Annotated in this window: 21 protein-coding genes and 1 pseudogene; 2 read left to right on the top strand and 20 right to left on the bottom strand. The window is 72.4% G+C overall.

All coding sequences use genetic code 11. The features are described from left to right. Positions 1 to 85 precede the first annotated feature (85 nt). The 4 genes from AC5677_RS36535 to AC5677_RS36520 all read right to left on the bottom strand — a co-directional run bounded on the left by AC5677_RS36535 (position 86) and on the right by AC5677_RS36520 (position 5,671). Complete coding sequence (locus AC5677_RS36535) at positions 86 to 811, bottom strand: dienelactone hydrolase family protein (protein WP_497192184.1); 726 nt, start codon at positions 809 to 811, stop codon at positions 86 to 88. A gap of 298 nt (positions 812 to 1,109) precedes the next feature. Beyond that, positions 1,110 to 2,633, bottom strand: a complete 1,524-nt coding sequence (locus AC5677_RS36530; RefSeq protein ID WP_497192183.1) for an APC family permease — start codon at positions 2,631 to 2,633, stop codon at positions 1,110 to 1,112. 128 nt (positions 2,634 to 2,761) lie between these two features. After that, the gene (locus tag AC5677_RS36525; protein ID WP_497192182.1) at positions 2,762 to 4,129 is read right to left on the bottom strand and encodes an aminotransferase family protein; all 1,368 of its coding nucleotides are present in this window, start codon (positions 4,127 to 4,129) and stop codon (positions 2,762 to 2,764) included. 69 nt (positions 4,130 to 4,198) lie between these two features. Beyond that, positions 4,199 to 5,671 carry an aldehyde dehydrogenase family protein gene (locus AC5677_RS36520; protein WP_497192181.1) on the bottom strand — a complete coding sequence of 491 codons (1,473 nt, stop codon included), beginning with the start codon at positions 5,669 to 5,671 and terminating at the stop codon, positions 4,199 to 4,201. Between the two features lie 242 nt (positions 5,672 to 5,913). Here AC5677_RS36520 and AC5677_RS36515 point away from each other — a divergent pair, with 242 nt between their 5' ends. Further along, positions 5,914 to 6,531, top strand: coding sequence for a TetR/AcrR family transcriptional regulator (locus AC5677_RS36515; RefSeq protein WP_497192180.1), 618 nt, complete (start codon positions 5,914 to 5,916; stop codon positions 6,529 to 6,531). A 73-nt stretch (positions 6,532 to 6,604) separates the two neighbouring features. On the opposite strand, the gene AC5677_RS36510 is transcribed toward AC5677_RS36515, so the two are convergent. From AC5677_RS36510 to AC5677_RS36445, 14 genes and pseudogenes are all read right to left on the bottom strand, one after another. Continuing rightward, entirely contained in the window at positions 6,605 to 7,522 is a 918-nt protein-coding gene (locus AC5677_RS36510) for a LysR family transcriptional regulator (RefSeq protein ID WP_497192179.1), read from the bottom strand. A gap of 40 nt (positions 7,523 to 7,562) precedes the next feature. Next, positions 7,563 to 8,933 (bottom strand): MFS transporter, encoded by a 1,371-nt coding sequence (locus tag AC5677_RS36505; RefSeq protein WP_497192178.1) that lies wholly within the window; start codon positions 8,931 to 8,933, stop codon positions 7,563 to 7,565. 123 nt (positions 8,934 to 9,056) lie between these two features. Next, positions 9,057 to 10,202, bottom strand: coding sequence for a M20 family metallopeptidase (locus tag AC5677_RS36500; protein WP_497192177.1), 1,146 nt, complete (start codon positions 10,200 to 10,202; stop codon positions 9,057 to 9,059). Further along, entirely contained in the window at positions 10,202 to 10,876 is a 675-nt protein-coding gene (locus tag AC5677_RS36495; RefSeq protein ID WP_497192176.1) for a DUF1028 domain-containing protein, read from the bottom strand. The genes AC5677_RS36500 and AC5677_RS36495 overlap by 1 nt, the downstream gene beginning before the upstream one ends. Beyond that, positions 10,873 to 11,343: a RidA family protein gene (locus AC5677_RS36490; RefSeq protein ID WP_497192175.1), complete on the bottom strand. Its 471-nt coding sequence runs from the start codon at positions 11,341 to 11,343 to the stop codon at positions 10,873 to 10,875. The genes AC5677_RS36495 and AC5677_RS36490 overlap by 4 nt, the downstream gene beginning before the upstream one ends. Before the next feature lie 10 nt (positions 11,344 to 11,353). After that, positions 11,354 to 12,640: a flavin-containing monooxygenase gene (locus AC5677_RS36485; protein WP_497192174.1), complete on the bottom strand. Its 1,287-nt coding sequence runs from the start codon at positions 12,638 to 12,640 to the stop codon at positions 11,354 to 11,356. 363 nt (positions 12,641 to 13,003) lie between these two features. Continuing rightward, positions 13,004 to 14,617, bottom strand: a complete 1,614-nt coding sequence (locus AC5677_RS36480; protein ID WP_497192173.1) for a N,N-dimethylformamidase beta subunit family domain-containing protein — start codon at positions 14,615 to 14,617, stop codon at positions 13,004 to 13,006. A 210-nt stretch (positions 14,618 to 14,827) separates the two neighbouring features. After that, positions 14,828 to 15,799, bottom strand: coding sequence for a cytosine permease (locus tag AC5677_RS36475; protein WP_497196889.1), 972 nt, complete (start codon positions 15,797 to 15,799; stop codon positions 14,828 to 14,830). Positions 15,800 to 16,113: 314 nt separating this feature from the next. Further along, positions 16,114 to 16,260: pseudogene (locus AC5677_RS36470) on the bottom strand (Lrp/AsnC family transcriptional regulator); the annotation flags it as partial. A gap of 215 nt (positions 16,261 to 16,475) precedes the next feature. Beyond that, positions 16,476 to 18,566, bottom strand: a complete 2,091-nt coding sequence (locus tag AC5677_RS36465; protein ID WP_497192172.1) for a serine/threonine-protein kinase — start codon at positions 18,564 to 18,566, stop codon at positions 16,476 to 16,478. 37 nt (positions 18,567 to 18,603) lie between these two features. Next, a complete protein-coding gene (locus AC5677_RS36460; RefSeq protein WP_497192171.1) occupies positions 18,604 to 20,796 on the bottom strand; it encodes a protein kinase domain-containing protein in 2,193 nt (730 codons plus the stop codon). A gap of 4 nt (positions 20,797 to 20,800) precedes the next feature. Next, positions 20,801 to 21,628: a protein kinase family protein gene (locus AC5677_RS36455; protein WP_497192170.1), complete on the bottom strand. Its 828-nt coding sequence runs from the start codon at positions 21,626 to 21,628 to the stop codon at positions 20,801 to 20,803. Between the two features lie 363 nt (positions 21,629 to 21,991). Beyond that, positions 21,992 to 22,453, bottom strand: a complete 462-nt coding sequence (locus AC5677_RS36450) for a cupin domain-containing protein (protein WP_497192169.1) — start codon at positions 22,451 to 22,453, stop codon at positions 21,992 to 21,994. A 192-nt stretch (positions 22,454 to 22,645) separates the two neighbouring features. Next, the gene (locus tag AC5677_RS36445; protein WP_497192168.1) at positions 22,646 to 22,969 is read right to left on the bottom strand and encodes a hypothetical protein; all 324 of its coding nucleotides are present in this window, start codon (positions 22,967 to 22,969) and stop codon (positions 22,646 to 22,648) included. Between the two features lie 142 nt (positions 22,970 to 23,111). Between AC5677_RS36445 and AC5677_RS36440 the strand changes: the two genes are divergently transcribed. Further along, entirely contained in the window at positions 23,112 to 24,080 is a 969-nt protein-coding gene (locus AC5677_RS36440) for an alpha/beta fold hydrolase (RefSeq protein ID WP_497192167.1), read from the top strand. Between the two features lie 62 nt (positions 24,081 to 24,142). On the opposite strand, the gene AC5677_RS36435 is transcribed toward AC5677_RS36440, so the two are convergent. Both AC5677_RS36435 and AC5677_RS36430 read right to left on the bottom strand, forming a co-directional pair. After that, entirely contained in the window at positions 24,143 to 25,804 is a 1,662-nt protein-coding gene (locus AC5677_RS36435; protein ID WP_497192166.1) for a M48 family metalloprotease, read from the bottom strand. Beyond that, positions 25,801 to 26,331 (bottom strand): hypothetical protein, encoded by a 531-nt coding sequence (locus tag AC5677_RS36430; protein WP_497192165.1) that lies wholly within the window; start codon positions 26,329 to 26,331, stop codon positions 25,801 to 25,803. The genes AC5677_RS36435 and AC5677_RS36430 overlap by 4 nt, the downstream gene beginning before the upstream one ends. Positions 26,332 to 26,410 lie beyond the last annotated feature (79 nt).

Here is a 26,410-nt window from a genome sequence, read left to right as displayed (position 1 = left end):
GTCCCACAAACCGGAGCCGGTGGCGGTCAACCGGCCCCGTTCACGGCCCGGAATTGCGGTTGCCGACCAGATCACTCCGTCCAGATCAGTCCGTAACGGGCAGGCACTCGGCGAGCAGGTCGACGACGTCAAGCCAAGCTCGCTGCGCGTGCTGCGGGTGGTAGCCGACGCCGGGGCGCACGGTGTGGTCGACCGTCGGGTGGTGGAAGGCGTGCAAGGCGCCGCCGTAGACCGTGAGCCGCCAGTCGACGCCCGCGGCCTGCATCTCGGCGGTGAACGCGTCCCGTTGAGCGGGCGGCATGATCGGGTCTTCCGACCCGACCCCGGCCCACACCGGGCAGCGAATGCGCGCCGCCTCGCCCGGTCGGCCCGTGGTCAGTGCGTTGACTGTCCCGATCGCGCGCAGATCGACGCCGTCGCGCCCGAGTTCCAGCCCGATGGCGCCCCCGGTGCCGTAGCCGACGGCGGCGATCCGGTCCGGGTCGGTCCGCGGCTCGGCGCGGAGCACGTCGAGCGCCGCGTGGCCGATGCCCCGCATCCGGTCGGGGTCGGCGAGCAGCGGCATGCAACGGGCCAGCATCTCCTCGGGATCGGCCAAATAGCGCCCGCCGTGGAGGTCGAAGGCCAGCGCCACGTATCCCAGTTCGGCGAGCGCATCGGCCCGGCGGCGCTCGACGTCGCTGAGCCCTGGGCCCTCTGGTCCGAGCAGCACCGCGGGCCGGCGGTCGGCGCCGGCTGGGAGCGCGAGGTGCCCGATCATCGTGAGGCCGTCGGCCGGGTACTCGACGGTGCGCGTGGTAATCGTCGCCATGAGACGGGACTGTAGTGATCGTCGAGCCCGGTCGGCCGGTGTTCTGCCGCCGGCAGAACAGCGCGGGCGTGCCTCTGAAATGCGGCGATGGCTCACAGATCCGTCACAGGCCCCGTTCCCGCGGCACCCCTATCGGATCACTTGCCCTGGCCACGGTGCTGGAGGTGGCCCCGCCGGGTCTTCCGCCGTGCCGCGGTACGCCGACACGGCTTCCTGCACGGTGGCCAGGTCATCCGTCCCGCCACACCCCACACCCCACACCCGCTTGAACTGCGGATACGTGGTGCGGTAGCGCTCTTCAAGAGCCGCCGTCGCCGCCCTCGCCGGCCGCGGCGGCCGCGGCGGGTGCGGCGTTCGCGCGGCGGGCCACCACCACGCCGAGCACACCGACGGTCAACAGTACGGCGACGGTCCCGAGCGTGAAGGCTTCGAACGCGCCACGGGAGACGCCCCAGACGTCGCGGAAGACGTAGTCGATGCCGACGAGCTGTTCCAGGACACCGGGGAAGAGCGCCGACCACGACCCGATCAGGATCCATGCGTAGACGAGCGCCGCGCAGAGCAGGAAGCCGCGGGTGCCGAAGGGGACGCGAAAGGGCCGGGGGGCGTCCGGCCGGCGGATCCGCAGCAGGACCAGCGCGGGAACGACGACCAGGTAGGACAGCAGCAAGGTGGTGACCGCGACGGTGAGGACCACGGCGAACACGTCGGCCGCGTCGCCGTTCGCGAACTGCATGGCGGCGAGCATGAATACGGTGGCCACGGCTCCGGAGAGGAGATTGGTGCGCACCGGCGTCCCGAGCCGCGGGTGGAAGGCGCCGAGGGCGCGGCTGAAGAATCCGCCGTCGGCCGCGGCCATGGCCTGCATACGGTCGCTGACGATCATCCAGGCGCTGCCCTGGGTGAGCAGAGCGAAGACGAACATGACGGCGGTGATCTTCAGCAGGGGGCCGGCCGCGCCGGCGTAGACGCCGAAGACGAGGCGGGCGCCTTCCATGAAGCCGCCGATGCCGGTGACCTGGTGAGCGGGTACGACGGCCAGGAGGGCGAGGACCGGCAGCAGATAGCAGCAGGCCGCGACGGCCGCGGAGCGTCCGAGTGCGGCGGGCACGTCGCGCTGCGGGTCGTGCATCTCCTCACCGGCGGCGTTGGGTGCTTCGAAGCCGACGTAGGCGAACAGCAGGATCGGCACGAGGGCGAGGAAGCCGGCGGTCGTCGGGGTGAAGCTGGTGCCGGCCAGGCCCTGGAAGCCGTGCCGCAGCCCGTAGAGCACGGCGGTGAAGGTGAACACGGCGAGGGACAGGACCTTCATCGCCGCGCCCGCGGTGGTGATCCATTTGCCGCGGCGCAGGGAGACGACGGCCGTGAGAATGGCGATCCAGACGAACAGCAGCTTGAAGACGTAGTCGGCCACGGTGCCGGAGCCGAGGTGGGAGACGAAGCCGTCCCAGGTCTGCGCGGCGAGAAAGACCAGTGAGCCGCCCAGCCAGATGGGGTTGGTGACCCAGTACATGAGGGTCGTGAGCGCGGCCGCCGGACGGCCGAGGGCGAGCTTGACCCACACGTACGGGCCGCCTTCCTGGGGGAACGCGGCGCCGGTCTCGGCGAACAGCAGGGCGTAGGGGACGAGGAAGAAGAGGGCGATGACCGCCGTCCAGGTGGCGGCCTCGCCGCCGCCGGTGGCGATCTGCCCGACGGTGTCGAAGGAAATGACCGCGGCGACGGCCATGGCGGTGATGTCGAAGCGCTTGAGGCTGCGGTGCAGGACGCCGGCCGCGGGCTGGGCTGCGCGTGGTTCGGTCGTCGAGAGGTGGGAGGACACGGGCAGTTCCTAAGGGGAGAGGAGAGACTGCGACGGGGCGCGGGCGGCGCGCCGTTACGGTGTGGGGACCGTGTCGGGTGGTGCTGGGCGGGGAGGCCCGGTCGCGTACCGGGCCTCCCCGGGGGGCGTCAGGCGGCGCGGATCTCACCGGTGGGCTCGGTGCGCGCCAGGACGCTGTGCAGCGCGGAGGCCGCTTCCTTGGCCTCGGCCTCGGTCATGATGAGCGGCGGGGACAGCACCAGGCTGTGCGCGGAATCGCGCACGATCACACCGGTCTCGCGGCGGATGACGTCATGCGGCATCCGGTCGGGGTTCAGGGGCAGGGGCGCGCGGGTGGCGCGGTCCTGGACGAGTTCGACGGCGAGCATCATGCCGACCGAGCGGATCTCGCCGACGATCGGCAACTCGCCCAGCTGGTCCTGTAGTTCGCGATGCAGGAAGGCGCCCATACCGGTCGCGCGGACGAGAAGGCCCTCCTTCTCGATGATGTCCAGGTTGGCGGTGGCCACCGCGGTGGCGACGGGGTGGCCGTTGTAGGTGTAGCCCATGGGGAAGCCGTGGTCGCGCAGCAGGGCCTCGGCGACGTGGTCGCCGACCAGGAGGGCGCCGAGCGGGACGTAGCCGGAGGTGATGCCCTTGGCGGTGACGATGATGTCCGGGGTGACGCCGAAGTGCTGGGCGGCGAACCACTCGCCGACCCGGCCGTAGGCGGTGACGACCTCGTCGAAGATCAGCAGGATGCCGTGCCGGTCGAGGACCTCCCGCACCCGGGGCCAGTAGTCGGCCGGCGGGACGAGCATGCCGCCGACGCCCATGATGGGTTCGCCGATCATCGCGGCGATGTTCTGCGGGCCGATCTCCGCGATGCGCTCCTCCAGTTCGCGGATGAGGAAGTCGGTGACCTGCTCGGGGCTCAGCGGCTGGTCGCCGTAGAGCTCGGATCGGTAGGGCCACGGGGGCGTGAGGTGGGAGACGTGCGGCATCATCGGGGCGAAGCCCTCGTGGTAGAGGGGGAAGCCGGTGGCCGAGCCGCCGCCGTAGCCGATGCCGTGGTACGCCTTGCTGCGCGCCAGGATCCAGGTGCGGCTGCTCTCCCCGCACCGGTGGTGGTAGTAGCGGGCCATCTTGATGGCCGCCTCGTTGCCCTCGGAGCCGCCGGAGGTGAAGTAGACGTGGTTGAGGGGCTCGGGGGCGAGGGAGGCCAGGCGCGCGGCGAGTTCGATGGCGCGCTCGTTGGAGAACTCCCAGAAGCTGGTGAAGTACTCCAGCTTCGTCATCTGTTCGTGGGCGACGTCGGCCAGTTCCGTGCGGCCGTGGCCGACCTGGGCGAGCCAGAGGCCGCCGGTGGCGTCGAGGTAGCTGCGGCCCTCGGTGTCGGTGAGGCGGCAGCCGGAGCCGGCGGTCATCACGACGCGCTCGGTGGCGCTGCCCGGCAGGTAGGGGTGGATGAGGTGTGCCCGGTCCAGCCGGGTGAGGTCTGCGGTGTTGAGGGTCATGGGCGGTGCGTCCTTCGTCCGGTACGGGTGGGGCGTGGTGGTTCAGGGGGTCCGTTGTCGTCGGCGCGGTCAGCCGTGGGCGATCCAGGTCGTCTTCAGGCCGGTGTACTTGTCGAAGGAGTGCAGGGAGAGGTCGCGGCCGTGGCCGGACTGCTTGAAGCCGCCGAAGGGGGTGAACGGGCCGATCGCGTCGACGGTGTTGACGGACACGGTGCCCGCCTGCAGGGCGTCGGCGACGCGGTGGGCCCGGCCGAGGTCCCGGGTCCACACGGACGCGGCCAGTCCGTAGGCGGAGTCGTTGGCGAGGCGGACCGCCTCGGCCTCGTCGTGGAAGGGCAGCACGGTCAGCACGGGCCCGAACAGTTCCTCCCGGACGAGCGGGGCGTCGGGGCCGAGGCCGGTGACGACGGTGGGGTCGAGGTAGGCGCCGTCGCGGTCGGGTCGCGTGCCGCCGCACACGAGCGTGCCGCCCGATGACCGCAGGGCTGCGAGGACGCGTTCCACCTGGGCCTCGTCGACGAGCGGTCCGAGTCGGGTCGTGGGGTCGAGCGGATCGCCCGGCAGCCAGGTGCGGGCGTGTGCGGCGACCGAGGCCGTGAACTCCTCCGCGACGGTGGCCTCGACCAGCAGCCGGGTGTTGGCGGAGCACACCTGCCCGGCGTTGTAGGCGAAGCCCCAGGCGGCGCGTTCCGCGGCGGCCTCCAGATCGGCGTCGGCGAACACCACGTTGGGGCTCTTGCCGCCGGCCTCGGGCCACACCTGCTTCATGTTGGACTCGGCCGCGTAGGCGAGGAACCGCCGGGCCACCGCGGTGGAGCCGGTGAAGACCAGGGAGTCCACGTCCGGGTGGCGGCCGAGAGCCTGGCCGGTCGTCTCCCCCGGGCCGGGGACGACGTTCAGCACACCGTCGGGGAGGCCGGCCCGCGAGGCGAGTTCGGCCAGCAGCAGCGCCGACAGCGGGGACTGCTCGGCCGGCTTCAGGACGACGCTGTTGCCCGCGGCCAGGGCGGGCGCCAGCTTCCAACTCGCGATGTCGAGGGGGAAGTTCCAGGGCACCACCGCGCCCACGACGCCCAGCGGGGCGCGGCGTACGAGGGCGAGGTTGCCGGGCGGGGCCGGGGCGACCTCGTCGTAGAGCTTGTCGACGGCCTCCGCGTACCAGGCGAAGACGCCGGCCGCACCGGGCACGTCGGTGCCGTGGGACTCCGCGATGGGCTTGCCCATGTCGAGGGTGTCGCAGAGGGCGAGTTCCTCGCTGTGCTCCTCGATGAGGCGGGCGAGGGCGAGCAGGACCTTCTTGCGCTCCGCGGGTGCGGTACGCGACCAGCGGCCGTCCTCGAAGGAGGTGCGGGCCGCGGCCACGGCCCGGTCGACGTCGGCGGCCGAGCCGGCCGCCACGTGGGCGGTGGTCTTGCCGGTCGCGGGGTTGACGGTGGGGATCCACCGGTCGTCGGCGGGGTCGGTCCACGCTCCGTCGATGAACAGGCGCGTGCGGGGCGTGAGGTCGGCGGCGCGCTGCCGCCAGTGGGCGTACGTCTGCATGCTGTGGCCTTCGATTGCGTCGTGGGACGTGGGCGAACCGGTGCCCGTGGGGATCGGGTGGGGCCTTGGCCGTCTCAGGGGGCCGCTCGAGAAACGGCGGGCGCGACAGGGGCGGGGCTCGGCAGCGTGTGCCTGCGCCGCTTTCTTTGAGTCGAGATTCAAACAATAGGTGAACCGACCGTCAATGCTTCCGGCGGAAGCTTCTTGCGAAAACTGAGACGGGTAGCAGAGAATTGACCACCATGGGAAAAGCGGGCAGACCACGCAACCAGACGGCACGCAGGGAGGCCCTCGTCTCCGCCGCGGGACGGGCCATCGCGGAACGCGGGCTGGAGGGCCTCCGCATCAAGGACATCGCGGACGCGGCGGGCGTCTCCCAGGGCTCGGTCCTCTACTACTACCCCGAGCTCGGCGACCTCGTACTGGAGGTACACCGGGGCGCGGTCGAGAGCTATCTGTCCTCCCGGCAGCGGGCCTACGACGAGGCACCTGCCGGGGACGCCGCGGCCCGGCTGCGGGCCCTGCTGCACAGCGGTCTGCCGAGCATGACCGACGATCCGGTCCACGGTCTGCTGTACGAACTGCACCGGCGCGCGGGCCGCAGCGCGGGCCACGCCGAGCTGATGACCTCCCTCTTCGCCCGGGAGGTCGCGCTCTATACGACCGCCCTCGAAGTGGGCGCCGCGACCGGGGTGTTCTCCCTCGCCGCGTCCGCGCACGATCTGGCGCACGGGCTGGTGGCCCTGGAGGACGGCTACGGCCTGCACATCGTCAGCCACAACGCGGCCGTGCGCCCCGACAGGGCCCGTGAGCTGATTCTGGCGCATGCGCGGGCGGTGACGAGCTGCGCCGGTCTGTAGGGCCCGACGGCCACCGCCCGGGTCCGTCCGCGGTGCGCGGCGGCCGGCTCGGGCCTCGGGCCGGTCCGATGGGTCAGCGCCGGGCGGCGATCTCCCGCAGCAGGTCCCTCACCATCCGGGCGCGGGCGGTCTGGGTCATGCCGCCCACAGACGCGATCTTGACTTCGAGCGGAGGGCCGCTGTCCCGGAGCTGAAGTTCGGCGATCTCGCCGCCACCGTAGGTCTGGCTGGTCGCCGGCCGCTGGTTGAGCACGGAGTAGCCGAGTCCCTGGGCCACCAGGGAGCGCACGGTCTCGTAGCTCTGGGTGCGGTAGCGGACGTCGGGCTCGGCGCCGGTGGCAGCCACCAGCGAGCGGAAGTAGTCGCGGCTGTGCGGAAGGTCCAGCAGGACGAGCGGTTCCGCGGACAGTTCGGCCAGCTCCACACTGCCCTGACCGGCCAGCGGATGGTCGGCCGCGACGATGACGTAGGCCGGCGCGCGGGCGATCGTCTCGCTGTACAGATCCGGTTCGGCGGAGAGGCCGAGGTCGTAGGTGAGGGCGAAGTCGATGCGTCCCGCCGCCAGGGCCTCGACGAGCTGGTCCGTCTCCCCCTCCACCACGTCGATCTCGATGCCCGGACAGCGTCGGGTGCACTCGCGGAACAGGGGCGGCAGGTAGTGCGGGGCCAGGGTCACGAAACAGCCGACGGCCACCGGCCCGGAGAGCATCTCACCGTCTCCCCGGGCCTCCCGTTCGACCTCCCGGGCGCGGGCCAGCAGATCGCGCGCCTGCTGTTGCAGCCGCTCCCCGGCGGGTGTGAGGGTCAGCCCCCGGCCCCGTCGGCGGATGAACAGCTGCACCTGAAGGTCCCGCTCCAGGTTGTGGACGGCCGCGGACACGGCGGACTGCGCGATGTGCAGATCCGCCGATGCCTCGGTCATCGAACCGCGTTCGGCGGCGACGAGGAAATAGCGGAGCTGAACGAGCGTGAAACCCACTGGTGACGTCATACGTGACCCTTGCGCCTGGCGATCCGTGTCGGTGCCGACCTTATGCGGCACCGTTCGGCGGGGCTTCGGAGGCCGCCGCTTCGGACACGTCCTCGGGACGCAGCAGGGCGGTTCCGGCGGTCTCCCGCAGGGACAGGGCGGCGACGAGACCGCCGGCGGCGAACACCATCAGATACGGGCCGGGCACCAGGGTGCTGCCGGTGGCGGAGATGAGCACCGTCATCAGGTACGGCACGGTGCCGGCGAACAGGGCGGCGGTGAGGTTGTAGGCGATGGACAGACCGCTCTGCCGCGTGCGGGTGGGGAAGGCCTCCGCCGACCACACCGCGTACGTGCCGAGGATCGCCGCCAGGATGATGCCGAGCAGCAGACCGGCGATCCAGGTCCCGGCAAGGCCGGTCCGCATCAGGAGGAAGGCCGGGGTGGACACGACGAACAGCGCCGCCGTCGCCCCGACGAACACCGGCTTGCGTCCCACCCGGTCGGACAGCAGGCCGAACAGCGGCACGAGCAGCAGCCCCAGCAGGGAGATCACCGTGGACAGCAGGGCGGCGCTGTCGGCCGAGTGCCCCAGGTGGTCGGTCTCATAGGTGACGAGATAGGTCAGCACCGCGTAGAAGGGCACGTGCATGGCCGCCATCAGGCCCGCCGCCTGGAGCAGTTGCCGCTTGTGGGTGCGCAGCAGCTCCCGCGCGGGGCTGCGCGGGAGGGAGCCGCCGGCTTCGAGCGTCCGGTACTCCGGGGTGTCCTCGATCTTGCTGCGGATGATGAAGCCGATGACGCCCAGGGGCGCGGCGACGAGGAAGGGGACGCGCCAGCCCCAGGAGGTCAGCTGGTCGTCGTCGAGCCCCGCGGACAGCAGCAGGAAGACGAACGAGCCGGCCAGGAAGCCCAGCAGGGAGCCGACCTCCAGCCAGCTCACACCGAATCCGCGACGGCGCCGGGGCGCGCTCTCGGCGAGGAAGCTCGCCGCACTGCCGAACTCGCCGCCCGCGGCGAAGCCCTGGAGCAGGCGCAGCACCACCAGGAGCACCGGGGCGGCGATCCCGATCGATGCGTAGCCGGGCAGCAGGCCGATCGTCAGGGTCGCGCCGGACATCAGGAAGATGACCAGCGACAGGGTGCGCTTGCGGCCGATCCGGTCGCCGAGCGGTCCCAGCACCAGGGCACCGAGCGGCCGGATGCCGAACGACACGGCGAACACACCGAACGTGGCGAGCAGTCCGGTCGTGCTGTTCCCGGCCGGGAAGAACACGGTCGCGACGGTGCCGGCGAGATAGGCGTAGGCGGCCCAGTCGAACCAGTGCACGAACACGCCGACGGCTCCCGCGACGACGCTCCTGCGCAGCGCGACCACGTCGGTGGCCCTCGCGTCTTCGGTCGTCGTGGCGCCGCTGTGACAGGTGCGCATACGCACCTCCTTGGGGGATGGGTGGAGAAGGCGGAGCTGTGCGGGTGCCGGGCGGGTGCCCTCAGAGGGCGGGCAGAACGGTCGGGGAGGCAGGGGTGGTGAGTTCGCGGAGTTCCGCCCCGGTCACGTCGCCGCTCCCCCGGCCGACGCGCTTCGGTCCACGCCGGTCCAGGCCAGCGCGAGCGCCCCGTCGAGCAGGGCCCGCTGCGCCGTCCCGCCCACGCAGTACGCGGCGAACTCGTGCTGGTGGTTGGTGGCCGGCAGGGACCCGACGCCGATGTAGGGGTGGATGGCCGGCACCACCTGGGAGACGTTGCCCATGTCGGTGGAGGCGCGATTCATCCGCGCGGCCTGGCCGGGCGGCGCGAACTCCCGCCCCAGGGCGCGGGCGTTCGCACGGTAGTGCCCGAGGGCGGTGCCGTCCGTACGGAACTCCGCGTACGGCTTGCTCTCCGGCTCGATCTCCAGCTCGCAGCCGGTCGCGAGGGCACCGGCCTCGAAGGCCCGCATGATCCGCGGCTCCAGCTCGGCCAGTTCGGCGAGCGTCTCCGCCCGCACGTACCAGCGGCCTGACGACCGCTCCGGGATGGCGTTCGGGGCGTCCCCGGCGTGGGTCACCACACCGTGCACCCTGGCGGAGGCGGGCAGCTGCTGGCGGAGCAGGCCGATCGCGACCTGGGCGACGGTGAAGGCGTCGGCCGCGTTGACCCCGGCCTCCGGATAGGCCGCGGCGTGCGCGGACTTCCCGGTGTAGGAGATCCTGGAGTGACTGACCGCGAACGGGCGGGCCTCGGCGACGTCGACCGGCGCCGGGTGCACCATCATCGCGAGGTCCACGCCGGCGAAGGCGCCCCGGTCGAGCATCTCGATCTTGCCGCCGCCGCCTTCCTCGGCGGGGGTGCCGTAGACCTCGACGGTGAGGCCGGCGTCGTCGGCGACGGCGGCCAGGCCGAGCGCTGCCCCCACCGAACTCGCCGCGATGAGGTTGTGCCCGCAGGCGTGGCCGAGTCCCGGCAGCGCGTCGTACTCGGCGCACAGCGCGATGCGGACGGGCCCGCTGCCGAACCGGGCCAGGAAGGCCGTGTCCAGGCCCACGTAGGACGAGGTGACGTCGAATCCGGCGCGGTCCAGCAGCTCCGGCACGGTGGCGGCGGCCCGGTGCTCCTCCCAGGCGGTCTCCGGGTCGGCGTGCAGCCGCTCGGAGAGTTCGATCAGTTCCTCGGCGTGACGGTCGACCGCCTGCCGTGCGGCCTCTTTCAGCGCACCCATCACAGGTCTCCCGGGACGCCGTAGGACGGGGAGGCGGCGGGGTCGAGTCCGCGCCGTACGTAGTCGTCGCGCTGCGGCAGCCAGACGTCGAGGAGTTCGCCGAGCCGGTCCACGGGATCCTCGGCCCAGTCCACCCGCAGGTCGGTCACCCGCCAGCCGACGTCCGCGACGACGGCCATCCCCGCGGAGTGCACCGGCCCCTCCTCGCCGCCCGCCGCGATCGCGGCCTTCATCGCGGTGAGCAGCCGCTCCTCCAGCTCCCCCGTGGCAGCGGCGTACGCGTCGAGGAGGACGCCGGGGATGTGCTCGCCGGACAGCATGTTGCCGGCCGCCACCGCACCGTCCGCGGTGGCCGAGGCGTGCCTGCCCAGGGTCCGCGAACCGCTGTGGGCGAACCCGGGTCCGGAGCGGCCCAGCACGGTCAACTGCCGGTAGGCGATGGTCTTCTCGTTCCGCACCGCGCCGGTGACGTCGGCCAGGGCGCGCTGCGCGTCGCCGTGGTCCGCCAGCCCGTCCAACAGGCCGGTGCCGAGTGTGGGATCGGTGATGTTCTGCGAGGTCGCCGCGCCGACACCGGGCCGCAGATGGACGACGCGGGCGGCCACCGCGGGACTCGACGAACTGGCAGCGATGCCGAACCGTTCGCCGTCGCGGACCACCAGGGAGAACGTCATGCCCGCTCCTCCCCCGGGATCACGGCGACGGCGTCGATCTCGCACAGCCACTCCGGGCGCGCCAGCGCCGACACCACCAGGCCGGTGGAGATGGGGTGGACGCCCTTGGTCCAGCGGCCCACGGTGCGGTACACCGCCTCGCGGTAGCGCGGGTCGACCAGATAGATGGTCAGCTTGACCAGGTGCTCCATCCGGCTGCCCGCCTCTTCGAGCAGCATCTTGATGTTCGCCATGGCCCGCTCGGCCTGCGCCTCGGCGTCGCCGATGCCCACGGACTCGCTGGTGTCGAGGTCCTGGCCGATCTGGCCCCGGACGTACACCGTGTCGCCGGCGACGACGGCTTGGCAGAGGTCGTTGTCGAGGTTCTGCTCGGGATAGGTGTCGCGGGTGTTGAACGGCCGGATCCGGGTGTGTCCGCCGGCGACGATCGGGGGCTTCGCCCGGCGGTCCTGACGCATGGAGGTCATGGCCTGCTCCTCAGTTCTTCCGGGTCGCCGGCGCGGCGACGGGCCGGTCGGTGGTGCCGTACGCGAGGTATCCGCGCCGGGTCGTGATGTGGTCGGCGACGTACCTGGCGTCGTGCCAGACGCCCCAGATGAAGCTCGACCCGCGACGGGACAGCCAGGGCAGGCCCAGGAAGTAGACGCCGGGCTCGGAGGACACTCCCCGGCGCTGGTCCGGCCGGCCGGTCTCGTCGAACGCGTCGACCTCGAGCCAGCTGTAGTCGGCGGCGAAGCCCGTCGCCCAGACGATCGAGGTGACACCGGCCTCGGCCAGGTCGAGTTCGAGCCGGGGGTCGGTCACGCATTCCGGGTCCGGCCCGAGGACGTGCGCCTGCGGCTCCTCGGGCAGGTCGAGCCCGTTGCGCTCGACATACTCGTCGGCCGCCCGGAGAAGCCCGAGGTACTTGTCGTCGCCGAGCGCGATGTTCGTGGCGAGATCCGGTGCGAAGCGCAGTACGCCGTCGCCGTAGGACGCGGTCATACCGACGAGCTCGATGCCGGTGCCGGCCAGGGCACGGAAGTCCACGGTGTGACCGCCGCGGGCGCCGCTGACCGCGATGGTGACATGTTCGGCTCCTTGGGGAGGCGTCTCCGCGTCCCAGAGCCCGAGCACGCCGAGCCACCAGCAGAAGTCACGTCCGCGGTACTCACGGGGAGGGCGGTCGTGCGGACCGACGGAGAGCAGGACCCGGCGCCCGGACCGGCGCAGTTCGTCGGCGATCTGGACCCCCGAGGAGCCCGCCCCGACCACGAGGACCGCGCCCTCGGGCAGTTGTTCCGGGTTGCGGTACCCGCTGGAGTGGATCTGCACGGGGACCGCGCCCTCCGGGACGATGGGCGGGATCACCGGCCGCTGGAACGGGCCGGTCGCGGCGACGACGAAGCGTGCGTCGATGGAGCCCTCCGACGTCTCGACCCGGAAGCCGGGCCGGCCGGTGTGCTTGCGTACCGAGGTCACCTCGACATCGCACCGGATCGGGGCACCGATCTTCTCGGCATACGCGACGAAGTAGTCCGCGACCTGTTCCTTCGAGGCGAAGGCATCGGACCCGACGTCGGAGAACTCCAGCCCCGGGAACCGGTCGTGCCACGCGGGCCCGTTCGCGACCAGGGAATCCCACCGCTCCGAACGCCACCGCTCGGCTATCCGATGCCGCTCCAGGACGATGTGCGGTACGCCGTGAGCTCCCAGGTGCTCGCTCATCGCCACACCTGCCTGGCCCGCCCCGACGACGACTACTTCGGTCTCTTCACTCGGCATGTCAGCCTCCACTCAGGCGGTAGTCCATCCCGGTGTCGCGTTGACTGTGCTACCGCACGGATCATCCTCAGGCGGGCCTGAAAACCTGTCCAACAGATGTTTCCGTTGAAGGGAATCTGATTCACAGATTCAGAAACGCCCGTGGCCAGGGCGCAGCGGTCGGCGAGCCGGACGGGCGACCACGGCCATGCCGCGCCCGTGCACAGCCGGCTGTGGCGGAGAGGGCGCGGTCGTGTCCGCCGATACGGAACCGGCATCGCCCCTGGGGGCGGAGATCAACTCGACGGACGGGTCATGTCCACCACGGAGCCGTCCTGTTGACCGTGCAGCGTGGGTGACATCGGCCGGGCCGGGGTGCGGCGGTCACGTGCCGTACACGGAGGCCACGTTGCTGTGCGGCAGGGCTCGGGACCTCGCGGCCGGCCCCTCGGCGAAGGCGCGCAGCAGGTTTTCGGTGGTGCGGGTGACGAACGCGCGGGTGCGGGCGTTCATGCCGTGGTCGTGGCCGCCGTCGTCGGTGCCCGCCATCAAGGCCTCGGCCCAGCGCATCGTGCCCGACGAAAAGACCCCGGCGCCGCTCGGGACGGTGTAGTACGCGGAGTCGGCGTGGCTGCTGCGCCCGGCGCAGCGCAGCGGGGAGTGGGCGATGATCTCCAGCGGGTCGGGGGTGGGTGCCTCGGGGGTGACCCGGTCGTATTCGACGCCGACGAGGTGGTCGAAGGAGGTGCCGCGGCGGACTCCGGTGCCGGCGAAGAGCCAGTGGCCGGGTTGGTGGACGACGTAGGGGGCGTCGGTCGGGAAGCCCTCGTAGAAGACGCCGGTGAGGGACGACTCGGGGTCGGCGGCGGGTGGTTGGCGGAAGTCGTGCGTGGGCAGGTGGGGGTGGTCCGCGAAGTAGGGGTCGTTCTGGTAGGCGGTCTTGTAGCAGGCCACGGTGCGTACCGGGCCGGTGGAGCCGGGTTCGAGGCGGACGCGGCGGAAACAGGCGTTGGCGCCGAGGAAGGCCAGGTTGGTGCCCGTGTCGCGGGCCCGGGTGACGTGGTCGCGCTGCTGCGGCGTCCAGTATTCGTCGTGGCCCAGGGAGATCACCGCGGTGGCGCCGTGCAGTGCCTGCGCGGTGCGGTGGACGTCCGCACCCGTGGTGTAGGCCAGCGGGAGACCGAGGCGTTCGGCGAGGACCACCACCGGGCGTTCGTGGACGAGGAACTTCTCGGCGCCGTTTCCGTCGTAGGGACGGTCGAAGCTGACGGTCAGCGACCTGGTCCCGTAGGCGCCGTCCTCGCCCTGGTAGAGGTTGCGGCCGCCCCATCTGTTGTACGCCTGCCAGGTCGCCACGGCGTGCATCAGCACGGTCCGGCCCTCGGCCTCCGGGGAGCGGACGATCAGCGGGACGTATCGCTGGTGCCCGCCGTCGGCGTCCAGGCGGAGCAGGTAGGCGCCCGGCGGCCAGCCGGCCGTGCGCACCCGCAGGGCGGGCGGCCAGCCGGCCCGTACGGTCCGGGTGGCGGGGAGCATCTGCGGGCCGGACCGACGGCTTCCGGCGACCCGGTGTGAGCGCCAGACGAGCCGGGCCTGGGCCCCGCCGTACCACCCGACGCGGTAGGCCGATACGTGGAATCCGGGTGCGGTGGTGGAGACGTGCAGCCCGAACTCCTCCCCTGGCAGGACGCTCACTCGGTCGGTGTAGCCCTCCACGGCGTCGGGCGGGCCGGTCGCGCGGATGCGCCAGTCGGGGCTGCCCGGCCGGGCCCGTTCCGCGTCGAGGTCCCGGGGGCCGGTACCGGACGCGGTGGCGGGGCGCTTGCCGGACGGGGCGTCGCAAGCGGTGACCGCGCCGAGGGCGATCCCGGCGGCGCCGGCAGCGGCGGCCTCGAGGAAGTGCCGGCGGGCGAGGCCGCCCGAGCGGACCGAGCGGACCGAGCGGCTGCCGTCGCACTCGCCGGGGCGTTGCTCGCCGCGTTGTGTGCCATCGCCCATAGCGCCTCTCCCGCTCGCCGCCGCCCCGTCCCGTCCCGTCCCGTCCGTCGGGGTGATCATCCGTCGCATGGGCGGGCCGGGCGACCGCAGGGGGCCGAATGCAGGGAGGGCGGCCGCGCCGGGTCGGCCAGGGCGGCGAAGCCGCGCGGGGGGCCGCACGGCCGGCGGTGGCGGTGCGGCCCCGCGGTGGGCCGAAGGCGTGGGTGCGGGTCAGCCGGCCGCGGCCTCCGTGCGTACCCGGCGCCCGGCCAGCGCCGCATAGACGGCACCCGATACGAGGATGGGCAGGAACCAGGACAGGTCCGCGCCGCCGAGCCGGGTGCTGAGCCAGCTGTGCAGCAGGGGCGAGTTGATGGTGAGCAGGCCGGTCACCATGCCGCAGGCCAGGGCCGCGAGCCCGCGCGGGTTGGCGCCGCCCGTGCTCCAGTAGCGGCTGGTGCGGTCGCTGGTGTGGATGTCGTGCGCGTCGTACCGCCAGCGGCGCAGGATGCCGTCGGTGATCCAGACGGCGGCGAAGGGGCCCGCCCACACATTGACCAGCGACAGGAAGTCGTTGAGCGCGGTCTCGAAGTCGTACACGAACAGGATCAGCAGCACGGCGATGAGGGCGAGGACGGCGTCGAGGGCGGTGGCCAGCCAGCGCTTGAGGGGGATTCCGATGGCCTGGATGGCGAGGCCGGAGGAGTAGAAGACCGACGCGTTGTTGGAGATCGAGCCGAGGAAGCAGGCGGCGATGTAGAGGACGTACAGCCAGGTGGGGACGAGGGGTTCGACTCCGGCCACGGGGTCCGACAGATCGGTGCGGGTGGCGACGAGGACGCCGGTGACACCGAGGAAGAGGGCCATGCCGGCGCCGCCGCCGAGCACCCGCCAGAACACCTTGCGCACGGGGGTGGCGGAGGGCAGGTAGCGGGCGTAGTCGGGAGCGACGACCAGATAGGACAGGGATCCGGACGCGACGAGCGCTGCGGCGGAGAAGATCAGCGCGATCATGCCGCCGTCACTGCCCGCGGCGTGCCGCGGATGCCAGTTCCAGTCGATGCCGCCGACCGTGTAGCAGAGCAGCAGCGCGAAGATGACGGCGACGGCCACCGCGAAGAACGGCTGCACCTTGACCAGGAGCCGGTGCCCGGTGACCGCGATGACGATGGCCGCGCCGAGCACGACGAGCGTGGCGAGGATCTTTCCCTGGGCGCCGGGATCGTGCCAGCCGAGCCGTTCACCACCCGCGTGTAAGGGGTCGTGTCCACCGCCCGTACCCCGGGAAGCCCGCCGATATCGGCCAGCAGCGCACTCAGCGCATCAAAGCTTTCCGTACGCAGCTCCGCGGCGACCGGCCTTCGCCCCGCCGACAACGTCACGAAAACGGCCTCCGGGAACGCCGCGAGCAACCGGGCCGTCGGCGCGGCCGGGCCACTGACCGCCACGGCCACATGCGCACACACCGTCCGCCCCAGCACCGCGGGATGCACAATGCCGACGATCCGCACCACCCCCTCCTCCTGAAGCCGCAGCACGCGGCTCCGCGTGGCAGCACGGGAGAGCCCGATCCGCGCAGCGAGAGCCTCATACGAAGCACGCCCGTCATGCTGAAGCAGACGGACAAGCGCGAGATCCGTGGGGTCAAGAAGGGCAGGGTTCATCGGTCGCCCAGTCTGTCACGCCGCCGTGAACCGCACGGGCCCAGGCCACACACCCGTCACCACCACGACGGCGGCCGCCCACGCGCCTGCGGCGCGGCCCCCTCCTCCTCCGGGTGACTCACGAACCGCCGCCCCATGACGGGCCCTCAGCCATCAAGGCTCGGAAACGGCACCCCGACCGCCAGGAAGGAGAACCGAGAACCGCTGCTGGAGTTCTAGTACACCGGCAGCGCCAGCAGCGTCGCGCCATTGAGGACGAAGAGTCGGTTGCCGCCGGCGGCGATGGAGCGGGACCGGCCGTCGGCGAGGGCGAACGTCTGGGGCTGGCCCTCTCCGGAGCGCGGCAGTCCGCTCACCCCGGTCTCGCTGCTCTCCACGATCCAGACGCTGTTCCCCTGGACGACCGGTGGCCGCCACGGCGGGACGACGCCGACCATCATCGGGTCGGCGGCCTGGCTGCCGTCGGAGTGCAGCGACCGCAGCGCGTCGCAGTCCAGCGCGTACACCACGCCGCCGGCCACGGTGGGCGGGCCCCACCCGCCGACGCCCCGGCTGGGCGGTCGCGTCGGGTTCTGCGCCCACAGCTCGCGGCCGTCGGCGGCCTGAACCGCAGCCAGACTGGTGCCGCCGAGATAGACGGTGGTGCCGTCGATGGCGGGCCGCAGCGCTCCTTCGGCCTGCCCCTTGCGGACCCATGCACGGGAACCGTCCTCGGCACGGACCGCGGCCACGTCACCCGTCTCCGTGCAGAGCACCAGATGGCCGGCGCCGAGGGCCGCGGCGGGGTGGCCGCCCGACAGCGTCAGCGGTGGCCGCTGGGTCCACCGCACCTTCCCGTCGGTCCCCACGCAGCGCAGCCGGCCATCGGTGGTCAGCAGGTAGACGGCCTGGGCGTCGGCGGCCAGCAGGGCACCCACCTGCGCATTCACCGTCCACCGGGGGGACCCGGTGGCGGCCACCCAGGTGCGCAGCGTCCCCTCGCCGTCGGCGGTGGCCACCAGCCGGTCCCCGATCGACAGGTAGCCGGCGTCCGCCTTCGCCTCGCCGATCCGCCACCGCTCCCGTCCGTCGGTGACCCGGCGCGCCGCGACGCCGCCCCCGGAGGCCGCGTACACCACCACATCGCGCACCGGCAGCGGAGCCGGCGACCCGGAGTCGGCCACGTTCTGGATGGGGCCCCACAGCTCTTTCGGGGAGCCTTCGGCGGAGCCGAGCGGCGCGGCCCGCACCTTTGCGGCCGGCGGGATGTCGAACGGGTCGGACGGGGCGTCACCGCCGTCACCACGGCTGAGCCACCAGGCGGTGCCGCCGCCCGCCGCGGCCAGCAGGGCCCCACCGCCGGCGGCCGCCAGGAGCCGCCGCCGGGTGAGGCGGGGGGCGCCGGCCGCGCCATCCGCGACGGTGGTCGTGGGACCGGCCGGACGTTCCGTCAGGCGGCGTGCCGCCGCTTCCCGTTGCCGGATCTCCTGCCCCAGCCCACCGGCCTTCCACAGGCGTTCGGGCTTCCCCGGCGCCCCTGCGGCGTCGGCGACCTGGGTGGGCAGCGGGCGTGCCGCCGGGTCCTTGGCGAAGCAGGGCGTGATGAGGTACCGCAAGCCCTCGGGAACGGCCTCCAGGTCGGGGCTGCCGTGCACGACCTCGTACAGGACGGCCGTGATCTCGGCGCCGGTGTACACCGGCCGGCCGCCCGCGGCGAAGGCGAGGACCGCACCCAGGGAGAAGACGTCGGCCGCCGGTCCGACGCGCCGGCCCAGGACCTGTTCCGGCGCGCCGTAGCCGGGGGTGACCGGGATCTGTCCGGTACGGGTGAGGGTCAGGCCGTGCTCGGGGCGGGCGATGCCGAAGTCGATCAGGCGGGGTCCGCGTGAAGTGAGGACGACATTGGGGGGCTTCACATCCCGGTGGACCAGCCCCGTGGCGTGCACGTCCTGGAGCGTGCGGGCCAGCGACCGCGCCAGCTCCCGCACGGCGGCGTCGTCCAGCGGCCCGAAGTCCTTGACGGCGTCGTCCAGCGTCGGGCCGGCCAGGAACTCCGTGGCGATCCACGGCCTGCCGCCCTCCAGTTCGGCGGCCAGTACGCGCGCCACGCCCTCGCTGGTCACCGCCTGCGCGGTCCGTGCCTCGCGGAGGAAGCGCTCGGCCAGGTGCCCGTCGTGGGCGAGTTCCGGCAGCAGGACCTTCACCGCGGCGGGGCGTCCGGCGGCGTCCGCTCCGAAATACACCTTGCCCATACCGCCCTCGCCGAGGACGCCGTGGAGGCGGTAGGGGCCCAGGCGCAGCGGGTCTCCCTGGCCGAGGGGTTTCACGGTCGGTCATCTCCTGGATCGGGAACGGAGCGGAACATCAGGCGAGCGGGAGGGCGATGGTCCGCTTCTCCTGGCGGACGTACAGTCGGCCGCCCTTGGGGTCGGCGGTCAGGACGAGGGGCTTGGCCTCGTACGTCCACACGGCCTTTCGGGCGTGCAGGTCGACGGCGCGCAGGCCCTTGTCGTCGGCGCAGTAGGCGTACCGCTTGCCGATCGCCGGGGCCACGTTCCGCTGGTTCTTCCTGCCGGACAGCCCCTTCTCCTGCCAGTTCAGCGTGCCGGAGAGGGCGTCGACGGCGATCAGTCCCCGGTCGGCCTCGGTGCAGTAGACGACTCCGTCCTGGAGGACGGGCGCGCCGTAGTGCCGCTCCTCGCCCGCGCTGTCGCCGATGTCGCGCCCGTTCCCGAAGAGCCACTCCAGCCCGCCGTCGGACAGCCGGCGGGCGGTGAGGGATTCGGCGCCCAGGTAGACATTGTGGTCGTCGGCCACCAGCCGGGTCGGCGGGGTGCCGTCGAACGTCTCGGACATCTCCCAGAGTTGGCGGCCGTGGCCCTTGTCGTGCGCGGAGAGGCGGAAGAAGTGCGAGTCCTGTGCCGGGCTCCCGCACAGCACCACCCGGGACCCCACCACGCCGCCGCACAGCATGGGCGGGACGCCGTCGGCCTGCGGCTCGTCCACCGGGCTGCGCCAGCGCTCCTTGCCCGAGTCCAGGTCGGCCGCGACCAGGTACCAGCGCTTGCCGGAGGCGGACCGGGCCACCAGGTACGCGATGCCGTCGACGACGCACAGCAGCTGGTTGAACTGCTCCTTGCCGGTGAACGCGGAGAGTTCCACCAGGGGCTTCCCCAGGTAGCCGGTGGTCTGCGCGACCTCGCACACCGCCAGCGACGCCGCCTTCTCCTTGTACCCCCGCAGGGCGTACAAGCGGGTGCCGTCGGTGGCCGACCGCCAGGGGTCCTCGATGTTCGCCTGCCAGGTCGACTTGCCCGACTCGGCGTTGATGCCGCACAGCACGATCCCGGCGCGCAGGGCCAGGTTCCGGCCCACGTTCATCACCTCGCCCCCGGAGTCCGGGCACCACAGGGCGGTGCTCCACAGCGCTGCCGGGGGCTTCGGCCGGTCGACGGCGTCCTTCTTCTTGGCGCCGCCCCCGCCGCCCCCGGAGTCCCCGGAGTCCCCGAACAGGGCCCAGCCCCCGCCGCCGAGGAGCCCGCCGCCCAGGAGGGCGCCCCCGGCCACGGCCAGCAGCCGTCGTCGCGAGACGCCCCGTACGGGGGTGGCCTCGGGCCGCGGCGCCTCGGCGGGCACCGGCGGCGGCAATCGGTGCGGCGGCTCGCGCCACACCTCGTCGCTGCGCCGGGCGATCTCCCGCAGCACCGCGTCGGGCAGCAGGTCCGCGAAACCGCGGCGGTCGCCCGACGCGTCCCCGGTGCCGCCCAGCGCGGTGTACAGCTCGGCGGTGGACGGGCGGTGCGCGGGGTCCTTGGCCAGGCAGCGGGCGAGCAGGGGCCGCAGTCCTTCGGGGACCCCGCCCAGTTCCGGCTCACCGAACCGGACGCGGTACAGCAGGTCGGTGGGAGCCCCACCGCCGAACGGGCCGAGGCCGGTGGCGGCGAAGACCAGCACCCCGGCCAGGGCGAACACATCGCCCGCCGCCGCGTGTTCCAGGCCCGACGCCTGCTCGGGCGACATGAACGCCGGCGTGCCCACGGCGCTGCCGACGCTCGTCAGGTGCTCCTCGCCGAAGGCCCGTGCGATGCCGAAGTCGATGATCCGCGGGCCCTGCGCCGTCACCAGAACATTGGACGGTTTCAGGTCGCGGTGCACCACCTCCGACCGGTGCAGCTGCTCCAGCCCTGCGGCGAGCAACGCACCCAGGGCGCGCACGGCCGGCTCCGGCAGCGGCCCGCCCGCTTCGACGGCCGTGTCCAGCGGCGGGCCCAGGACGTACTCCGTCGCCAGCCACGGGGTCGGTGCCTGGGGGTCCGCGTCGACGACCGCCGCACCGTGACCGGAACCGATGACGCGTGCCGCGTCCGCCTCCAGCCGGAAGCGGGTGCGCAGCGTGGTGTCCGCGACCAGACGGGTGTGCAGCGTCTTCACCGCGACCGTGCGCCCGCCCGCCGAACGGGCCAGGTAGACGGTGCCCATGCCGCCGCCACCGAGGCGGGCGAGGATCCGGAACGGCCCGACGGTGTACGGGTCGTCGTGCAGAAGTGGGGAGATCATGGCCTCAGCGCTCTTGGGTGGGGAGTGCGGCGGCGAGGACCTCCGCCGACTGACGGGACAACGCCTCGACGACGCGGCCGGGCAGCGACACCGGCTCGGTGGATCCGGCCAGTGCGCCGTACGCCGCACCCGGCATCAACTCCGCCAGCACCCTTGCCGGTTCGGGCCGGCCCTCCGGGTCGCGCGAGCGGCAGGCCGTGATGATGTCCCTCAGGCCGGCCGGGATCTCCTGCCGCTCGGGCACGGTGTGCCCGGTCGCCGCGTACGCCAGCACGGCGCCCAGGGCGTAGACGTCCCCGGCCCGGTCCACCGGGCCGCCCGCCGCGATTTCGGGCGCGAGACAGCCGGTCTCCAGCCCGGTCGCCGACGTGCCGGAGGCGCCCGCCACCGGGTTCGCGCGCATCGCGCCGAAGCAGCCCAGGAGCGGCCCGCAGGCGGTCAGCAGCACGCCCGCCGGGCAGACGCCGCCGTGCACGACACCCAGGACGTGGGCCGACGCCAGGGCTTCGGCCAGCGTGCCGCCGAGCGTACGGACCAACGGTTCCGGCAGCGGGCCGCCGTGCGCGGCCAGGACGGCGGGCAGCGGCAGTACGGGCCGGTAGGGGGAGACGTACCAGGGAAAGGCCGGCGTCCCCCCGAGCTGGGCCACCGGCCAGAACCCGGGCTGGGTCAGCCGGGTCGCCTGCTGCGCCTCGGCTCCCCACCGCGCCGGGTCACCGCCGGGCGGCGGCAGACACGCCAGCACGGTGTGCCCGCCGTCAGCGCTACGGGCCAGATAGCGGCGCTCCGGAACGCCCCGGCTGCCGTCGGCGTCAACACGGGCCAACGTCACAAAGTTCCCGATCCGCGCAGGATCGTCCTGCCGGAGCCTCTCCACTCGTTTTCTCCCCCATCAGGCTCGTTACGGGCGTGAGCCTATATACGGCGGGGACGCGGGTGGAAAGGGGGGACGGAATTCGGGGCGACGGGGCGCCTACCGGCGTCCGTACTGCGCGTTTTGCCCGGGAAGGTGAGCCGGTCTCCGCTCCGCCGCCCGGTTCAGGACCTCCACGGTGCGCAGCCGGCCTTCAGCCGCGGCAGCCGCACGGCGCACGGCGCACGGCGCACGGCGCACGGCGCACGGTCAGGAACGACCGTGCGCCGCGGCCGTCACTCCAGCCCTCGGGGCGATGACCGGCCGGCTCGCGTCGTGTTTCTACTGCGTCTCCGTCTCCGTCTCCGTCTCCGTCTCCTTGCGCTGGTACAGCTCGGGCACGGAGACCTTGATCGGCTCTTGCGTGGTCCGAGCGATCACGACGACCGCGGGCTCGTTCGGGTCGGGATTCTCCTCGCGGTGCGGGACGAACGGGGGGACGAGGAAGAAGTCGCCCGGACCGGCGGCGAGCCGCACCTCCTGCATGCCGTCGTGGTAGACGAACACGGGGTGACCGCTGACCACATAGATCCCCGCCTCCGAATCGCCGTGATGGTGGTTGTCCGTAGCGCTCAACGGCGGGTTCTCCACCAGGCCCATCCAGAGGTTCTTCGAACCGGCCGTGCCGCCGCTGATAGCGGCGTAGCCGTCCAACTCACCGGATCGAACGTGGTGGACGCGGTTGTTCAGCGGCGCGTTGTCACCAGCGCCCAGTGCAGTTCCCACACCTTCATGCGTAGTCATCGTCGTGCAGCTCCCGGTTCTCCATGGCCTTGACCCGGACCAGGCTGCGACTCCCCCGCCAGTACGGCAACTGTTGTTGCCGTTACGGCAAAGCGGACGTGTGCAAGGCCGCGGCGTTGCTGGCTCTCATCGACACGGGCTCCGCGCTCAACGAGCGCCGCAGGCCGCGGTGAGCAGGAACTCCGGGGCCGGTCAGCCGCCTAGTGCCCACGACAGCCACACCAGCAATGCGATCGGGACCGCAAGGGCAACCGTGCCCAGAGCTACTCCGGCGCGGGCCCGACGACGATCGGCTCCCTCGTCGTGCCGCATGCCCCACAGCGCTCCAACTCCGTGGACGATCGCGCAGATTCCCAGAGGCACACCGAGGTAGACGGGGACGGAGCGGATCCACGGCGGCAGGAAGACGAGAACGGGGCTCCCGTACACGGCGACAGCGGCCACGCCCAGTGCCAGCGAACCCCTGCCGGTTTCGCGACTGACCTGGGATTCCTCGGGGTGCTCGGCGGGTTCCATGGCCGAAGGCTAGGTGGCGTGCGGCCGACGTCGTATGGGCGCGATGACTCAGATCGACGTGAGCACCCCCACCACCTGTCCCTGGTGAGCCGATGGGAGAGGGCGCGGTCATGTGCGCTCCGCGCAGGAGTATGTTCCCCGCATGGTTGAGCACCGCATGATCGACGTGAACGGGATCCGGCTGCACATCGCGGAGGAGGGCGAGGGGCCGCTGGTCGTGCTGCTGCACGGCTTCCCCGAGTCCTGGCACTCCTGGCGCCACCAGTTCGGCCCGCTGTCCGCCGCCGGCTTCCGGGTCGTCGCCCCCGACCAGCGCGGATACGGCCGCAGCGACCACCCGCAGGACGTGGACGCGTACGACATCCTCCACCTCGTCGGGGACGTGATCGGACTGATCCACGCCCTGGGCGAACGGGAGGCGTTCGTCGTCGGGCACGACTGGGGCGCGCCGGTGGCCTGGCACACCGCGTTGCTGCGCCCCGATGTGGTGCGCGGGGTGGCGGGGCTGAGCGTGCCGCCGCCGTTCCGCGGGCAGCGCCCGCCGCTCGCGGCCATGCAGGAGCGGTTCGACGGACGGTTCTACTGGAACTACTTCAACCGTCCCGGGGTCGCCGACGCCGAGTTCGCCCGGGATCCCCGAACCGCCCTGCGTACGCTGCTCTACTCCGCCTCCGGTGACGCCCCCGACGCCGGGCGCCCCGACCAGGCGCTGGTGTCCGACCCGGCCCGGGGCTGGCTCGCGGACATGACCGACCCCGACAAGTTGCCGGACTGGCTCACCGAGGAGGACCTGGACGAGCTCACCGCCAACTACGCCCAGGGCTTCACCGGCGCACTGAACTGGTACCGCAACCTGGACCGCAACTGGGAACTGACCGCCCCCTGGCAGGGCGCCGTCGTCACCACCCCCGCGCTGTACGTCTACGGCGACCGGGATCTGGTCGCGACGTTCCCGGGCACGCCGGAACTCATCGCGCAGCTGCCCACGTTGCTGCCCGGTCTCCGCCGCGCGCCGGTCATGCTGCCGGGCTGCGGCCACTGGACCCAGCAGGAGCGGCCGCGGGAGGTGAATGCCGCGCTGGTCGAGTTCCTGACGGAGTTGCGGGACTGAGGCCGGTTCACCGGCACCGATCCCATGGCGCGACCCGCGGCGCACGTTCCGGAATCCGCTGATCAGGGCGTGCGCCGCGGCGGCCGGGCAGCACGCGAAAGCCTCCCGCTGACCGGTGCGGTGAAGCGGGCGGCCAGCGGGACGGCCAGGGCGATGAGGGCCACCAGCACCGGAACCGGTCCCGTGCCGAAGGACCTGGCCACCGCGCCCGCGACGAGTTGCTCCGGCGTGCCTGTCGGACACACAAGCCCCTCGGTTGAGCAGGCGGTCAGGACGCCCTGAAGGCCCACACCCCACGTCCAGACACCTGCCGTCAACCATCCGCCGATCAGGCACGCGGGGACAACGGCCAGCTTCAGGAACCGCGGAATGCGTTGCGCCTGCGGATCGCCCCGGAACCACTGGGCCCCGACCACCGTGAGCCAGCCGCACAGCAGCACCGCGGCGGTGGCCAGCGCGGCCAGGAACGACGGGGCCAGCGGCGTGCCGGAGAAGCCGTAGCCGGCAACCCTCGTGTAGAGCGCCAGCCGGCTCCCTGCCACGATCCCGGCGGCCACGATCAGGCCGGTGAGCGCCGACCGGCCGAGCCGGGCCGGCGCCGGACCTCCCGCGTACCACTGGTGGCGCCACAAGGTGAACGCCACGAACAGGGTCAGCGCCACCCCGACGAGCAGCCCGCAAAGAACCAGCAGGAAGGTTCCGTCCCCCGGCTCGTAGAACCGCAGCAGCATGTCCTGGAGCATCGGCAGCAGCACACCGGCGACGGTCGCGCCGAGGAACACCCGTCCCGGCGACGAGGCCAGTACGCGCCCCGGTGTCCTGGCCACGTCCAGCCTGTCGATGCCCATGGGGTGGTGGCGTAGCCAGGAACGCAGCCGTGCCGCACCCGTCCCGTCCTTCCTGCCGGTCTCCGCGCCGAGGGCGGCGAGCAGCCCCTCCCGGTCGGCCATTCCGGCGTGCAGGTCCGCATGGTGCTCGCGGATCCGCAGGTAGGCGCGGGCGATCAGCTCGCCGAGCAGGGTGAGCAGGAGGACCCGGGCCAGGGCGGCCACCAGGTCTCCCGGCGTGGATTTGTGGTTGAGCATGTCCAGGGTCATGGCGAAGGCGATGAAGGCCCCGGCGAACAGGTTGCAGGGACGGAACACCGTCAGCACGTTGTACGTCTGCAGATCCCGGCCGCGCAGATGCGCCAGCTCGTGCCGGACCACGGCCTCGAAGATCCGCCGGCCGTGGTCGCTCTTCTCGCGCAGCACCAGCAGTTCCGGGCCGAGCATCAGCAGAGGCCGACGTCGTTGGCCGGTGACGTACGCTCCCGACGTCAGCCGCCGGTCCATCATGACGACCAGCTCCCGGCTCAGCCGGGCCTCCCGGATCAGGCCCTGCACCGCCTCGGCGGCGCCGTGGAACGGGGTCTCGGCCAGCGGCGTGGATCGCCGGTGCCGGCGCCGGCCGGTGTACAGCCCGATCACGATGCCGGGCGTGAGCAGCATCAGAACGCGGTTGAACACGCCGCTGACCATCGCGCCCGGGTCCCTCGCACAGTCCAGGGCCGAACCCGTGCACAGCTCCGTCACAGGTGCCTGCAACGTGGCCATCACCAGAGCGAAGAACAGATCCTGGCCCAGGACCGTGACCACCAGCAGGATCACCATCAATGACATATCGGAGGGGAACGCCTCGACGTCGAGCGAGGCGGAATGCCGCGAAGAGGAGGAGGCATTCACGATGCCGGCTCCTGATCCCCGCCGGGCCGCAGCAGCGCCAGTTCGCCGACGACGGCATCGGCGAGCACTCCCGCCCGGTCTTCCGGCATCCCCAGCGCCACCGCCTTGGCCTGCACCGACGCGCGTACCCTGCCGAGTTGCTCCGCGCTCAGCGCCTCGACGGCCACCTCGACCTCCTCGGTCTCCGCCCGGCGCCGCGTACGCTGCGGCAGCCGGTCGAGCAGGGACCGGGTCAGTCGCATGCTGCGGTTCTTGATCTCCTCGGCGGCGCCGCCCGCAACCGCGGTCAGTGCCCAACCGCTGACCAGCACCCCCACCGGGGTGACGGCCCCCACCATTTCGTCCAGACCGCTGCCCAACGGCGTGTCGCGCACCTTGGGCGCGCGGCCGCGCGGCCGTGAGAGCAGCGCGAAGGCGGGCAGTTCGTCGGGCGCGACCCGCGCCACCACACGCCGCGCGAACTCATCGCGCGAGACGGTGATGGTGCCGGTCGGTAAGTTCGGTCCCTGCTCGGAGTGATGCGGCACCTCGTCGCCCCCTCACCGCTCAACCCTGTGTGGAGGGCAAACTCCTCCAGGAGTCCAACAGTTGTGCACACAGCTCACG

The sequence above is a fragment of the Streptomyces sp. JLSY215 genome (assembly GCF_059682825.1).
The sequence above is the reverse complement of the archived record's forward strand: the minus strand, read 5'-3'. Positions and strand labels throughout refer to the sequence as shown.